This is a genomic window from Caballeronia sp. LZ001, assembly GCF_031450875.1.
GTDB lineage: Bacteria > Pseudomonadota > Gammaproteobacteria > Burkholderiales > Burkholderiaceae > Caballeronia.
In genome coordinates this window covers 143782-159059 of the sequence record NZ_JARTVX010000001.1, presented here as the reverse complement: position 1 = coordinate 159059, position 15278 = coordinate 143782, and the positions used below count along the sequence as shown (strand labels likewise).

General features: G+C 57.0%; 7 protein-coding genes and 2 pseudogenes. 5 read left to right on the top strand and 4 right to left on the bottom strand.

Annotation, left to right across the window (positions count from 1 at the left end; all coding sequences use genetic code 11):
* Positions 1–706: 706 nt before the first annotated feature.
* Complete coding sequence (locus P9292_RS00770; RefSeq protein ID WP_309957797.1) at positions 707–1771, bottom strand: GAF domain-containing protein; 1065 nt, start codon at positions 1769–1771, stop codon at positions 707–709.
* A 344-nt stretch (positions 1772–2115) separates the two neighbouring features.
* Between P9292_RS00770 and P9292_RS00765 the strand changes: the two genes are divergently transcribed.
* The 5 genes and pseudogenes from P9292_RS00765 to P9292_RS00750 all read left to right on the top strand — a co-directional run bounded on the left by P9292_RS00765 (position 2116) and on the right by P9292_RS00750 (position 10549).
* Positions 2116–3825 (top strand): methyl-accepting chemotaxis protein, encoded by a 1710-nt coding sequence (locus P9292_RS00765; protein WP_309852568.1) that lies wholly within the window; start codon positions 2116–2118, stop codon positions 3823–3825.
* Positions 3826–3859: 34 nt separating this feature from the next.
* On the top strand, positions 3860–5764 hold the full coding sequence (locus P9292_RS00760; RefSeq protein WP_309852571.1) for an EAL domain-containing protein: 1905 nt from the start codon (positions 3860–3862) through the stop codon (positions 5762–5764).
* Positions 5737–6099, top strand: a pseudogene (locus P9292_RS43045) (MHYT domain-containing protein); the annotation flags it as partial. The gene P9292_RS00760 and the pseudogene P9292_RS43045, both read left to right, overlap by 28 nt.
* 12 nt (positions 6100–6111) lie before the next feature.
* On the top strand, positions 6112–8211 hold the full coding sequence (locus P9292_RS00755; protein WP_309957796.1) for an EAL domain-containing protein: 2100 nt from the start codon (positions 6112–6114) through the stop codon (positions 8209–8211).
* Between the two features lie 1378 nt (positions 8212–9589).
* Complete coding sequence (locus P9292_RS00750; RefSeq protein ID WP_309852653.1) at positions 9590–10549, top strand: chemotaxis protein; 960 nt, start codon at positions 9590–9592, stop codon at positions 10547–10549.
* A 514-nt stretch (positions 10550–11063) separates the two neighbouring features.
* On the opposite strand, the pseudogene P9292_RS00745 reads toward P9292_RS00750, so the two are convergent.
* From P9292_RS00745 to P9292_RS00735, 3 genes and pseudogenes are all read right to left on the bottom strand, one after another.
* Positions 11064–11303 (bottom strand): annotated as a pseudogene (locus P9292_RS00745) (DDE-type integrase/transposase/recombinase); the annotation flags it as partial.
* A gap of 166 nt (positions 11304–11469) precedes the next feature.
* On the bottom strand, positions 11470–13263 hold the full coding sequence (locus tag P9292_RS00740) for a sensor domain-containing phosphodiesterase (RefSeq protein ID WP_309852577.1): 1794 nt from the start codon (positions 13261–13263) through the stop codon (positions 11470–11472).
* Between the two features lie 273 nt (positions 13264–13536).
* Positions 13537–15096 carry a methyl-accepting chemotaxis protein gene (locus P9292_RS00735; protein ID WP_309852580.1) on the bottom strand — a complete coding sequence of 520 codons (1560 nt, stop codon included), beginning with the start codon at positions 15094–15096 and terminating at the stop codon, positions 13537–13539.
* Positions 15097–15278 lie beyond the last annotated feature (182 nt).

The following is a 15278-nucleotide window of genomic DNA, read 5'->3' as shown; positions in this document are numbered from 1 at the left end:
CGGCACGTCATCGAGTGGCTGTTTGGGGTGACTCTTCAAGATCTGCAACGGCCGCTAAGCGGCACTCAAGTCTGCAGCGTCCCCGGTCAAAATGAGTGACCGGTTTGGAGAGTTTTGTATGGCTGAAGTGGGTCGCTTTCACCCCTTTGGGAAACGAGGGAACTGTAGCCGGGTGACGTCGCGAGAAATGAGTGCGGTGGTGGAGGGCGGTGATTGTCCCTCATGATGGACTGGGCAGCCGGCATTAGGCCCAAGGCAAGTTAGCAAGCCAGGTTTCCAAGCTGGACATTTGTCGGATAGACTCAACTAAAGGTTTTCACTGATACCCTCGACGACGACTGCAGTTAATCGCGGCGAGCAGAGGGCAATTGATTTACCGCGTCCAAAGCTATCTTGACAGCGAGTGTCCGCCGCTATGTGAACAGATGCCTACGAACGCCTGAACCGCTTCGGCGATGATCGGCGAAGTCTCGCCGCTGTCGAGTGGCAGCACGGATGTAGTGACGACCGTTTCACCCATGCTCGGACAACCCGGCTGGCTCACGCGGTGAGACGCTGAACGACGCGCTTCGTGCGGATAACTAACGGAAAATCGCTGATTACCATTTTGTCGAAGCTGACGAATCGATTTACTTACCCGCAGCGGCAGGGGCAACTTTCGAGCGCGACGACCGAGAACTCGATGCGTAGCCCTACGCCGCACAGCTCAGCCCTTCGCTTTTCTAAGCTGCCGATTGCGTGTCTGCAGATTGATCTTGTCCGATACAAGCGCAGCAAGTGTGCGCAGCATCGCCATTTGCGGTGCTTTAAATGCCCGTGGCGCGCGATCAATTACGCACAGCGCGCCAAGCGCGTACCCCTCATAGTCGATGATCGACGCTCCGGCGTAAAACCTTATGCCCATATCGCCGGTGACAAGTGGATTGGCGCGGAACCGTACATCTTCGGCCGCATCCTCGACAATCAATCCGTCCGGTTGCGCGATGGTGTAAGCACAAAACGCGTAGTCTCTGGGTGTCTCCTGAGTCGCCAAGCCGTAGCGGGCCTTGAACCATTGTTCCCTGGCGGTGAGCAACGTAATCAATGCAATCGGCACCTTCGCGACGTTTGCCGCCAACGCAACGATCTCGTCGAATTCTTCCTGCTGCGGACTGTTGACCAGATTTGTGCGGGCAACCGCCTGCAAGCGCGCCAACTCCTGTGCGGCCGCAATATCGGCGACGGCTTCCAGATACGGCGCGATTGCAGCGCGCAATTGTTCCGGTGCAGCGCGCTTGCTCACGAGACGCATGCGCGTATCGCCGAGATCGAAGCGCAACTCTTCCGCATTTAAATCGGACAGTACGACGATGTTCGAATGCGCAAGTCTTGGCGATGCAAGGAGCCGCTTGAGCAAGGCGATCCGCTCCCAATCGAGCCGATCGATCTCCATCACGACCGATGCCGGCATTTGATGCCCCGCCTCGATCAAACCCAGCAGCGCGTCATTGGCTACGCTGACCTGAACGGCGGGCACGCTGGCCAAGCTTTCGCTGCATCGCCTGCCTGCGCCTTCGCTGGCAATGATCAGGACGGTATAGGCGGTTTGAACCGGCGCGACCAGCCGCCGCTCGCGAAGCGCGAATACGGCGCTTCGCCGGACGCGGCGGTGCCCGCCCGGCGTTTTCCACGAGTCGATCGCACCTTCTTCCACCCAGGTTTGAACCGTGCGAATCGATACGCCGAGTATTTCGGCTGCCTCGCGCGTAGTCAGGATCGGGTCGCTTTCCATGTCTATGACGTTACTCAAAGCTCTTGCGGCCGAAGATAACGAAAGCTCTGCAAACATGCAACCGTATGCTGGAAGGGAAAATCTGGCAAAAATGAAACATCGCTCGGTGCCATGCGCGTCGACCGTTTGCATGTTCGCATGCGTATTTTAGGCGGTAGTTTAAGCCGACGTGAGTGATCGACCGTATGCTTTCAGCGGTGACTTTACCGGCAAACGTTAAAAATTTGGAAAAAACTTAAGTTCGCCGGAGTGCTGCCGTAAGGGGAGTCATGGCGCGTATTAGGATCGTCCGGCATGGGCCGAGTCTTCAACGCGACAACGACAACGACGAAACGGACCACGACATGAGAGCTTTACGAAATATAAGAATTGGGGCGAAGCTGGGCATCGGCTTCGGATTGACGCTGATGGCGCTTTGCTTGATTAGTGGACTGGCCCTTTTTCAGGTCTCGCAGGTCTACAAGGGAACGGCGGAACTCGCAAACGACTGGCTGCCGAGCGTGCTCACGCTTGGGGATATCCGCTCCGGAACGAATGCGGTAAGACGCGGCTCGATGGGCGCGCTGCTGGCGACCAATGCACAGGAAAAGGCAGCGCAAGTGCAGAAGCGTCGTGAAGGTCTGGCGACGCTCGATCGCGCGATGACGGCTTATCAGCCCTTGATCTCCAACGCAGAAGAGAAGCAACTCTTCGACGACTTCAACACGGCTTGGGCTGCATACCTCGTCGCGGACAACAAGATCAATGCGTTGAACGATGCCGGCGATGACCACTTCACTGCCGCGCGTGAAGCTGCCGCGAATGAATCGGCACCTTTGTTTGTGGCGGTATCGACATTGATCGATCGTGATATCGCGCTCAATACCAAGGGGGCGCGCGAATCGGCCGAAACGGCTGCAGCCGACTATCACCGCACGCTGATCGTCACTTCAGTCCTTGCCTCGTTTGCCATTGCGCTCAGCATCGCGATCGGATTCTCGATCACGCGTTCGATCTTGGTGCCAATCCGCCGTTCGCTCGAAGTCGCCGAGACGGTCGCTCAAGGTGATTTGACGTCGCATATCGTCGATGACAGCAAGGACGAAACGGGTCAACTGCTTCAGGCACTGCGCAACATGAACGAACGGCTCGTCGATATCGTCGGCCGTGTCCGGAATGGTAGCGAGAACATTGCGACGGCTTCCGCCGAGATCGCGTCGGGCAACACCGATTTGAGTCAGCGCACGGAAGAGCAAGCGGCATCGCTTCAGCAAACGGCTGCGAGTATGGAGCAACTGACATCGACCGTGAAGCAGAACACGGAAAACGCGCAGCAAGGCAACACACTTGCAGCGAACGCGTCCGAGGTAGCGGTGCGCGGCGGTGCGGTCGTGAGCCGTGTCGTCGATACGATGAAGGACATCAGCACGAGCTCCGCGAGGGTGGCGGAGATCATCGCGGTGATTGAGGGAATCGCGTTTCAGACCAATATTCTTGCGCTGAATGCTGCCGTGGAAGCGGCGAGAGCGGGTGAGGAAGGGCGCGGCTTTGCCGTCGTCGCCGGCGAAGTGCGCACGCTCGCGCAGCGAAGCGCTGCGGCCGCGAAGGAGATTAAGGACCTGATTGGCGAATCGGTCGCCAAGGTCAGCGTGGGAGCGGAACTTGTCGAAGAAGCGGGACGGACGATGAGCGAAGTCGTGCAGTCGGTGAAGCGCGTCGCCGATCTGATGGGCGAGATTTCGGCCGCGTCATCCGAACAGCATACGGGCATCGAGCAGGTCAATGTCGCTGTATCGCAGATGGATGAAGTGACGCAACAGAATGCCGCGCTGGTCGAACAGGCGAGCGCCGCGGCGCAGTCGATGGCGCAACAATCCGGTGCGCTTCGCGATCTGGTTTCCGTGTTCCGTCTGAGTGGCAGTCCGCAAAGGGACGTGGGCATTCGAGTCGAGACAAATCGAAAGCTGGAGCCAAAACGAACGCAACGTGCGGAACGCGCGAACGCCGCGCCTCGCGCTACCGCAACACCGGCTCGTGTGACGGGACCTGCGTCGGGCGAATGGCAGACCTTTTAATCGACAGAAATTCGTCTCCTGACGGACGTCGCACATGAATGCTCGTAGATCGGATTATGCACGTGGGCGCGGCTTTGCAAGACGCGCTTATGTGTTGCGGACTGTAGGACTCACCCTTGGGCTGGTTTTCGTCCAGATGATCCTTTGGCGCGAGCATTCGTCGTATGCGGTGAAGGCCTATATTGCGGTGTATTGCGTCGTCTGGCCACACATCGCATACCTGTTGGCGCGCCGGTCGCGCACGCCGGCAAATGCGGAAAGAATCAACATGTATGTGGACGATTTCGTGAGCGGAACGTCTGTTGCAGCAATGAGTTTCACGTGGCTTCCCAGCACCCTTGTCCTGCTCATGTTCATGATGAACAATGTAGCAGCAGGCGGTTGGCGCCAGTTGGCCAAGGGGTTCCTGTCGTGCGCCTTGGGGACGTTGATCGGGGCAGCCGCTTTTGGCGGGCGGATGGAGCCAGAGTGGATTCCCGATGCACCGACGTTGTTGGCCTGTTTGCCCATGCTCGTGGTGTATCCCTTGGCGCTCGGGTTGGCGAGTTATCGCACCGCATTGAAGCTCGCGGAGCGATCGAAAGCATTGAGAAGCCTGAGCGAGCATGATCCCCTGACCGGTTTGCTGAACCGGGGCACGTTGAGTTCCCAACTGGGTCTTCTGCTCGATTCCCAACGCGGCAAGCGTCAATTGCTCAACGTGCTCTTTATCGATCTCGACGATTTCAAAATCGTCAACGACTCGCTCGGGCATCGCGTCGGCGATCAGCTTTTGACGATTGTTGCGTCGAGACTGCGGGACGCAACGGACGATGCCACCGAAGACATCGCCCGGTATGGCGGCGACGAGTTCGTTATCGTGTCCATCCGCTCGCCTGTGGAAGCCGTCAGGGGTCTGGCGGGCAAGGTCATCGAGGTGATCAATCAGCCGGTCACCCTCGCGGGGCAGGTGATACAAGTGCGTGCGAGCATCGGCATCAGCACGTTCCCGGATCACGGCAATGATCCTCAGGCGCTGCTGAGTCGCGCTGATGTCGCCATGTACGCCGCAAAGGCGGGCGGGCGCAATCGCATCGTACAATTTAACGAGCAGTTGCATCTTGCCGCTGCCCGACGCCTCAATCTCACCGCACGCCTGCAAACGGCCCGATCGATCAACGCGTTCGAGTTGCTGTATCAACCGCAAGTCGATATGGGTTCGGGGCATATCATCGGCGCGGAGGCTTTGATACGGTGGAACGATCCGTTGCTCGGCAGCATTTCCCCGACGACGTTCATCCCTATCGCTGAGTCCGACGGGCAGATTCATGCGATCGGCGAATGGGTGCTGGCCGAAGCGCTTGAACAGGGACGAAGATGGCTCGATGCGGGATTGCCGCCCATGCGCATCGGCGTGAATGTCTCTCCTGTTCAGCTCGAAGAGCCGCGCTTTCTAGAACGAGTTCAGCGCTCACTGACCTTGCACGAGTTCCCGCCACAATGGCTGGAACTCGAACTGACTGAAGGCGCGTTGATACGCGATATCGATACAGTCGAGCAGACGCTCGAAAGGCTAAACGAAGTCGGGGTATCGATCGCGATCGACGACTTCGGGACGGGGTATTCGAGTCTCGCTTCGTTGCAGCGCTTCGACATCGACCGAATCAAGATCGATCAGAAGTTCGTTCAGGCAATCGGTGTGGCGCCGCGCGGCGAGGCGATCATCAAGGCGGTGATCACACTGGCGGACGCACTTGGGTTTCAGATCGTTGCAGAAGGGGTCGAGACCGTCGAACAGCGCGACTTTCTAACGGAGAGTGGTTGTGTGATCGGACAGGGGTTCCTGTTTGACAAACCCCTGACGGCCGACGCGATGGAAGCACGATTGCGACAGCGCCTTCTGCCTCACGATACCAGTAATAAGGATAATGGATGCATAACCATTTGCGACACTCCCTAGTCGCACAAATCCTCGACTGCATCGTCGATGCGCACGATCGCCACACGATGCTTCTCGCCGCCCTCGTGTGCGCCGTCGGCATTTATGCGTCGATCGCGATTGCACGTCACGCCGCGCGATCGAGCGGCGCGGTGCGCATCCGGTGGGGTTCGACGAGCGTGCTGTCGAGCGGCTGCACAGCGTGGGCGACGCACTTTATCGTCTTGCTTGCCTATCAGCCTAATATGCGGGTGGCGTTCGAACCTGTTCTCACGGCGATCTCGCTGACATGCGCGGTCGTAGGTATCGGCGGGGGCGTAGTCGTGTCTCTCAGCAGCCGTCGCGGTCCAAGGCAATTCGCAGCGGGAGTGATTATCGGCGTGGGCGTCGCGGCGTTGCATTATGTAGGACAAAGCGCGTATCTGGTGCAAGGAACGATCAGATGGGATCTTACTCTGGTCATTCCATCGATCATTGTGAGCCTGCCGATCTTCGGGTTCTCGATGATGGCGATCGCAAGCCGCAATAGGACATGGCAAACATGTGCCGCGCCGTTGATGCTTTTGGGCATCGCCATATTGCACTTTTGCGGCATGGCGGCGATGACCTTGCAACAAGACCCCAGCATCGAGTTTCCGTCGGATGCCGTTGCGCCGCAGACGATCACACCAATCGTTGCAGGGATTTCTTTGGCGTTGATCGCGCTTGCTTTTCTGGGCTGGCGCTTCGATCTTGCAGCTACAGCCAGAATCCGTCAAGACAGGAAGAGGTTGCGTGATCTCGCGGATGTTGCGCTTGAAGGGCTGTTGATTACGCAGAACAACATAATCATCGCGGCAAACCGGAGCATAGAGCGCCTGTCAGGTTTGAAGCAGGACGATCTGACGGGAAGCGAAGTCAGCCGGCTTCTGCCGGCGCTCGAACTCACCACGCTTTTAGAGAATGAAGAGCGCGAAGCGAATCTCATTGGCGTAGACGGGATCATCGTTCCAGTGCGCGTGCTGCGCTCCACGGTTCCACTTGGGCACAGTGTACAGACGGTCATCGCAGTGCGCGATCAGCGCGAAAGGCTGCGCACCGAAGAAAAGATGCGCCGACTCGCGTTTGCCGATCCGCTGACGGGCTTGCACAACCGCACAAAGTTCACCGAGTTGCTGGAGCGGCATACGTGCACCGAACGACGCACCGACCAGGGCCTCGCAATACTGCTCATCGACCTAGATAGCTTCAAGATAGTGAACGATACCCTCGGTCATGCGGTAGGCGACGCCGTGCTGCAAGACGTCTCCATTCGACTTTCGACGCTCGTCAAAGACAGAGGTATCGTCGCGCGGCTCGGGGGCGATGAATTCGTCGTGATGCTTACCGGCGACGTCAGCGATGTATCCGCGTTTGATATCGCGAGCAAGGTCGTCGAGCAACTTGGTGCGCGGCCGTTTGATATCGATGGTAGAACAATTCATATCGGTGCAAGCGTCGGGCTTGCGTTGTTCCCCGAAGACGGCGGCGACCCCTCGTCGCTGCTGCGCAATGCCGATCTCGCAATGTATCTCGCGAAGAGCGAAGGCAAGGGGACGGTTCGGCGTTTTGAGAAGATCCTGCATGAGCGGCTTCAAGAACGGCAGAGCCTTGAAGCGGGTCTTCGCATAGCATTGTCGAGTGGTCAACTCGAAGTTCATTATCAACCGCTCGTCGATGCGGCATCAGGCCGTATTACGTCAGCCGAAGCCTTGGTGCGCTGGCGGCATCCATCGCTTGGACTTATCGCCCCCGCCACCTTTATTAGTCTTGCGGAGGAGACGGGGCTGATCGTGCCGCTCGGGACTTTTGTGCTAAAGACTGCGTGTGCCGAGGCTGCAACCTGGCCGCCTGAGATTGGCTTGGCGGTCAATCTGTCGCCTGCGCAATTTCACGACAAGTCGATTGCGTCGATCGTGGCATCGGCTATCGAGGATGCACATCTTCTTCCGCAGCGACTCGAAGTGGAGGTGACGGAAGGCGTGCTGCTTGCCGATACGGGCGCGACGCTCGAAACGCTCAACCGCCTGCGCAGCATGGGTGTTCGCGTTTCAATGGATGACTTCGGAACCGGTTACTCGTCCCTCAGCTATTTGCGCAGATTTCCTTTCGATCGATTGAAGATCGACCGATCGTTCGTACGCGGCATTCCGTCCGATGCGGAGAGCGTCGCGATCGCTCGAGCCATCATTACGATGAGCACGTGTCTTGGTTTGCTGGTGACTGTGGAAGGTGTCGAAACCGCTGAACAGTATGCCTTTGCGGTCTCAGAAGGTTGTACGAGTATTCAAGGCTATTACATCAGTCGGCCAATGCGGGCGGAGGCGTTCGCCGCGTTTTTGATTGCCTGGAATAATCAGGCACCGCCGAATCCATCGACGGGCAGAAAGATCGCTGAAAAGAGCATAGTGCTGCATCATAGCGACCTAAGGTCTGTTTTGAATTGGTAGACCTATGCAGCAGCCCCTGCAAGCTATATGTAAATAGTCGCGAAAAATGGAGAAACACTTTGTGAGGGCGGTACCACGCGGACGACGCGTCGTGAGATTCCACTACTTCGCGGGGAGTGGCATCCGGAAGTCTGCGCTGCACGTATCATCCGGTCGACACGGCGCGACGGTCTGTCCACTCCGCCTCTAGCTTGATGCGTAGAGCGGATTGTTCGCGACGGCCGGTCGTGCGGCGTGCTAGTTTGATGCCATGCCGCATTACTTCTGCAACCGAGAACGATAATGGAAATCCGCTACCGGCTTCATCGACTACTCATCACTGAACAGCCAGCTGCTGACGGCAACCGCTGCCCTGTTCTTCTTCGGATAATTAGCGCTGACGGGTATCACTTGCCCACGCTCTCCCTCGTTACCGAACCGGGTATCGATCGGGTATATCGCTCGGCTTTCGAGCGAGGGTTGAGCATGGTAGATGATGCTTGCGACAGTCGATTGACGAATCCACTGGACGAAGTTCAACCGCGCTATTAACTGCGCCGCTCAGCAATCAGTTGATCTTTAGCCAATCGGCGCCCGTTCACAGCCGCCATGGCAGGTGTTGCACAGGCAGCAGTCAGTGCAGGAGCTCAATCTACGGTTCCCGGCGAGCCGCGCAACCGCACATAAGGTTCGAAGCCACCAGACGACCGTGCGTACCCTCCGGACTTCTTTTTTCCCATTAGCGTTATCAACGAACATGAGTAGCAGAATTGGACGTCAACAGCTACTGCAGACTAGTCAAGCTGCTCGCGCAGGAGAGCTGTGCGAACAATCCCTTCGGCGCGAAGCGGCGGCTCAGAAAGGTTACGAAAGGGCGTGCACAGAGAAGCGCTCGATCGATGTTTGGGTACGAACGTCGGCAAGCGGCGAGAAGCGGCCGGCCACGGGGCATCAAGGTTGCCCCCAAGGAACAAGCGTTGACAATCGAGAAAAGATTAAATGACTTACAGCGCAGTCCGCACGAACGGGCAAACTGAGACGTAACCGGTTTTGAGGCGGCTGGACGGCGGCATTACGGAGCAGATGTTGAGCTCCGAAGAAACGAATGCAACGCCGACTCCTGCCGCGACCGATGCAGGACAGATTGCACGTCATCGGCCCGTTGCGTGATGCTCGGTGTAAATCCATGCTCGCTGCATCATGCGTCGCCTTGCGCAGCTATTCCAGGTCCGCGCGCGCGGCGCAAGACCAGGAGATCACAGTAGCGGTTGTAGACGAGCACCAGACCGTAAACATTACCTCTCAACCTGTCCAAACCGACAACGCGACTACTGCTTTCTTCAGAAACATCGTGACGAAGCCGTTAGCCATGTATGGTAACCGTCGATGGTGGAAACAGATGAACAATGATCAGCATGATATTGAACAAAGAGTCCGTTTAGCGGGCAGCAACATGTTCGAATTGTTGCTTTTTCGACTCGGCGCAACGCCTGGTACCGGCGCTCGCGAGCTCTATGGCATCAACGTTTTTAAGGTTCGGGAGATCGTGACAATGCCGACGCTCACGGAACTGGCGGGCTCGTCCAACAAAATTCTCGGCGTGGCGGACGTACGCGGCGAAATCATCCCGGTCATCGACCTCGCACGCGTCACGGGATGTACCCCACGCGAGGGAAGCCGTATTCTCTTGGTGACGGAGTTCGCTCGCACGACGCAGGGCTTCGCCGTCGAAGAGGTTGACGATATCGTGCGCCTCGAGTGGAATCGAGTGCTTTCGGCAGAGGGTCACTCCAGCGGTAAAGCAGTGACGAGCATCGCGCGCCTGGATGCCCACGCGGGCGGTCGGCTTGCGCAGGTCCTTGATGTCGAGCAAATTCTTCGCGACGCGCTGCCTGCGAGCGAACCGGAGATCAATGAGCAGAACACTGGACGCTTGACGCTGCCGCCGGGCGCACGAGTACTTGCCGCAGACGACTCCGGCGTTGCACGCGCCCTTATCGAAGAGAGCCTGAAGTCAATGGGGGTACCGTTCATTATAGCCAAGACGGGCCAGGAAGCGTGGGAACTGCTGGAGAAGGCAGGCGCAAAAGCGGCGAAGGAGGGTAGGAAGGTCACGGATGACATTGCATTAGTGCTTACCGACCTTGAAATGCCGGAAATGGACGGCTTCACGCTTACCCGCAAAATTAAAGCGGCCGCTGCGTTGCAGATGATCCCCGTGGTCATTCACTCTTCATTGTCGGGATCCGCGAATGAACAGCACGTGCGAAAGGTAGGTGCAAACGCTTATGTATCGAAGTTTGTTGCGGCCGAACTTGCTGACGTAATGCGCCAGGCAATGTTACGGACAGCCGCGTGAACCACTCGCTCGACATCGCTTCGACGCCAACACTCCCGATCGCTAAAGATGCAAGCGGCAAATGGCAAGGTGGCCGACGGCCGAAAATTCATGTTGTCGGTCGTTGATCAAGTTGATTAAGTGATTCTCTTGCCCGTCGTTTCGATCGGGCAGCTGCATGCGTTCGCGAATGCTGAAGAGGGCAAAGAATTCGTTGACCTCAAAGCAGCGTACGAAACGCTTGCGCCGTCGGCTCACGATCTAATGCGGTACGAACTGCATTCGTTGCTCGGCTGACTGGTTGCAGCGAACCGTCGCAATTCAACTATTCACCTCGATGATCCAAACTGATTGACCTGTGCGGAGGTGGCGAATCTGCGCTCTCCGGCGAAGTATGCAGCCTTAAACTATGCAATGCATCTGAGCACTCGCTTAAGCATCCTCGTTACCTTTGCAACGCCCTGTGCACGACCGTGGACGGCTTTGTCGCGGACAGAGCGAGATCGCGAATTGACTACAGTATCAGTAGGATTGCTTATGTTGCCAGTGAGTAAAACTGCTGGGCATGAGAGCATCCGACGCCCCGTGCTTGCATTTGGCCTTTGGCGATCATGTGCATGAGCTCGATGCCGCTCAGCAGTATCCAGGCACAACGGAACTTCTTGAAGGCAAGCATAGGCCGCGTGCGTCGCTTGACTGCCCGATGATCTTGCTCGATAACATTGTTCAGATACTTCTTCTGGCGAATCTTGATCGGTCTCGTACCAAGGCCGGATTCCGAGCCGTCATCAAGCGTCCAATCGTTCGTAGTGCTGGGGTCACATGATAGCCGACGTGACGCTTATTGCGACAAGCCGTTTCTCGGCCACCACGTACGCGACAACCTGAAGGTCGCGCCGACACGCTGGATAAGTTTAGTTTGAGTCAGATGTCAAAAGATGTTATAGGTAAAAGGCAGTTTGTTCGATCTCAAGCCACACCGAAAACATGTCCGCCTCCATTGGCCGACCAGTAAAGTACCCTTGAACTTCGTCGCATCCCCACTCTCGGACCTTTCCAAGTATTTCGGCGGTTTCTACCCCTTCGGCGACAGCCGTGAAGCCTAACTCATGAACGAGACGGATCACCGTGCGAACAATGGTCGCGTCACGTGGGCTATCGGAGACCGCTCTGACAAGCGCCTGGTCTATCTTCACGGTAGCCACGTCGAGATGGCTGAGTTGCGCAAGGTTGCTGAATCCGGACCCGAAATCGTCGATCGCAAGCGTCACGCCGAGCTCTCGAAGCTGACTTACCGCCAAGGCGCTGCGATCGGAATGTCGCATGAGCGAGCCTTCCGTTACTTCGATCTCCAATAGATGAGGGTTCACCCGAAAGCTTTTAAGCGTGGATTCGACCAACGGAACGAATCCGTCACGCGTCAGGTCCGATCCCACAGCATTGAGCGATAATCGAATTGTCGGATGGCTCGATTGCCACATCGCAAGCTGTCTTACGGCAGTTGCGAGCACCCAATCAGTCAGTGTGTTGACGAGCGCTGTGTTCTCGACAAGTGGAATAAATTCGCCCGGAGAAATGTCGCCAAGTTGGGGATGCCGCCAACGAACCAATGCTTCTGCGCCCAGGCAGACTCCATCGCTCAACCGCATGCGGGGCTGATAGACGAGGCGCAGTTGATTTTTCGAAAGCGCATCCTTAAACGAGTTAATAAGGAGAAACGCACGGTTGCGATGACGGCCCATTTCCGAGTCGTAGTACACCGCTTGCTTTTGCTCATCACGCGCACGCTCTACAGCGAAAATCAACGCAGCGATCAAGTCGGAGGGGTTAGCGGCTTCAACAAGTCGAACGACCCCAATCGAAGGCGTGACATCGATGGGCAGATCCGCAGCAACGGTCAAAGGTCGTTCGAACGCGCGGGTGACGCGGTCAAGAAGTTTTTCAATCTCTTTGCAGGACGCCTTCGTAACGAGACCATATCGCGCATAGCCGATTCGATAGAGCGTCATGCCTGGGCCGAGCGCGGCCGTGAGCCTTTTTGTGGTATCGACCGCCACGGCATTAATGGACTCCAGCCCGATAGCAATGACCATGCGGTTGATATAGTCCAGCGTGCATACATCAATGAGCACTGCCCGCGTAGTTGTCTCTACATCGGCTTCGCACTGCTCATCGAAAAGTGCTAGATCATCTAAGAATCGTGTCAGATTTGGAAGTCCGGTCACCTTGTCTCGGCAAGCCGTCGAGCGCAATGCGTCTATGCGCTGCGCGATTAAGTTGGCCAACGCTGAAAGGTGGGACCTCTCCCGAACACTGAAAGACGCCCGGGGCCGTGTACCAATGATGCACAACGTTCCAACAGCGTGGCCGTTGTTTGTTGTGAGCGGCGCACCCGCGTAGAACCGAATGAACGGCGCGCCGGCTACTAGCGGATTGTCATGAAAACGATCGTCATGATGGGTGTCGAGCACCACCATCGGTTCCCGGGACAAGATCGCATGGGCACAAAATGATGTCTCCCTTGATGTCTCGGCCACTGGCATGCCGACACGCGATTTGAACCACTGGCGGTCCGCGTCCACTAAAGTCACCAGCGAGATCGGCACGTCGAAAATGTCGGAGGCAAGGCGAGTTATGTCGTCAAAAAACGAATCGGGCGGTGTATCTAGCACACACGCGGAATGTAGTGTTCTTAGTCGAGCATCTTCATCGAGAGGGTAGGGCGGTGCGATCATTGCTTATTCATGCCAACGGAGTATCGCCCTCTCGCCCGACATCGGAATTGCCTTACTTTCGATCGGTGATAGCGCCGGTGCTCCCTCGGATGCTCCTTAGTTTGGTTAGATGGCCCGGACGTGTTGTCATGGCCGAAAATTGAACATCCCTAAAAGATGACGGCAGGCCGGGATGGAACTTGAGGGTTAAACCGTGCGTCAGCCTGTCTTCTTCGGACGAGTGGCAAAAGCCAACCGAAGAGGTCTAAGTGCAAGTCGGCGCGCCGAAACCGTTTAGGCGTCGCTGATGGAAAAGAAAGCAACCGCGGCGGTAAGGTGTATCCCTTGATCATGAAGCGCCTGAGCGGCGGCCGCCGCCTCCTCAACCAGAGCGGCGTTTTGCTGGGTGACCTGATCCATTTGCACGATGGCCTGATTCACTTGTTCGATGCCGCGACTTTGTTCGCCTGACGCCGCAGCAATTTCCTGCATGATGTCAGTCACTTTGGTCACAGCAGCGGTCACTTCAGCCATCGTCCGCCCCGCATCGCTTGCAAGGAGCGCTCCGTCCTGAACTTTTTGGACCGAGTTCTCGATCAAGATCTTGATGTCCTTGGCGGCGCTTGACGAGCGTTGAGCGAGTGTTCGAACCTCGCTGGCGACGACCGCAAAGCCGCGCCCTTGTTCGCCGGCACGCGCCGCTTCTACTGCCGCATTCAACGCCAGGATATTCGTCTGGAATGCGATGCCCTCAATGATTGCGGTGATGTTGGCGATCTCGGTCGAGCTGTCGCTGATGCCGTTCATCGTTTCAACCACGCGGCCAACCACTGCGTTTCCTCGTCGAGCGATGTCGAAAGCGTTGCCCGCGAGCGATGCCGCATGTGAGGCGCTTTCGGAGTTGCTTTTAACGGCCGAATTAAGTTGTTCCATGCTGGCAGCGGTTTCTTCCAGCGATGCAGCCTGCTCCTCGGTGCGTTGGCTGAGGTCAGTGTTGCCGGTGGCAATCTCCCTTGCAGCGCATTCGACAGCGGTGCTGCTTTCTCGTACTTGGCCGATTGTTGCGGTCAATCGATCATTCATCTGTTGGAGCGCCCGCAACAGCGACGCCGTCTCGTCGCGACCTGAAACATGCAAGGTCGTTCGTAAGTCGCCTTGCGCGACCGCGTTGGCCGTCTGAACCGCGCGCTTGAGAGGCTCGACAATCGAGCGGGTGATGGCCGCTGCTGCACCGATCGCCAGCAGAATGGCGGCGAGACAAACGCCGAGCTGGATATTGCGGGTCAGGACGTACTGCTGATCATAATCGGCTGCGATCTCAGCTTCTTTTTGTCGCGTGAGCGCCGCATACTCGTCTGTGGCATGGGTCAGCTTGGCAAGCAAGGGGCGGCACTCTGCGTTCATTTTCGCAATCGCCGCGTCCCGACGACCTGCATTCTCAAGCTCCAAGATCGCAGTAGCGACAGGGGCATAAGCCTGCTCAATCTTATCAATACGGCCAACGAGTGCGCGGGCCTGATCCAATGCATCGGGTCTCGCAACCAGCCGCTTGAGTTCCGTCAGATGTGCCTGAACGTCGGAATGGGCCGCGACGACATCCGTCTTCTCCAGTGCAAGATCAGACGCGGTGGTGACTAACACAATATTGCGCGCGGCGATGGCGCGTCGGTCGACCGCCGCGCGTAGTTGTGCGGCAACGTTTGCGCGCGCATTAACACCTTCCAAATAAGACTCGAATGCTTGTCGTGACTGATTGAGCGCGTAAATGGAGTTGATCGAAATACAGACCACCATGACAGTCAGAACCGAGAACGCGTATGCCAGCTTACTTTTGACGCTTAGATTGTGGAGCATCTTTTCTCTCAGGGGAAGTACTTAATCTAGGTGGTTATTTGCCACTTTCTCGCAATACGGCCCGCGGCTGTACCCGAATATGCTTAACGACCGATACTTTCTGAAGCTGATACTGAAAACGCGAAGTTTGCGTTAGTTGAGTGTTTTCTTGGCAGTATTTCTTTCCGACAGCATGTCCCTTA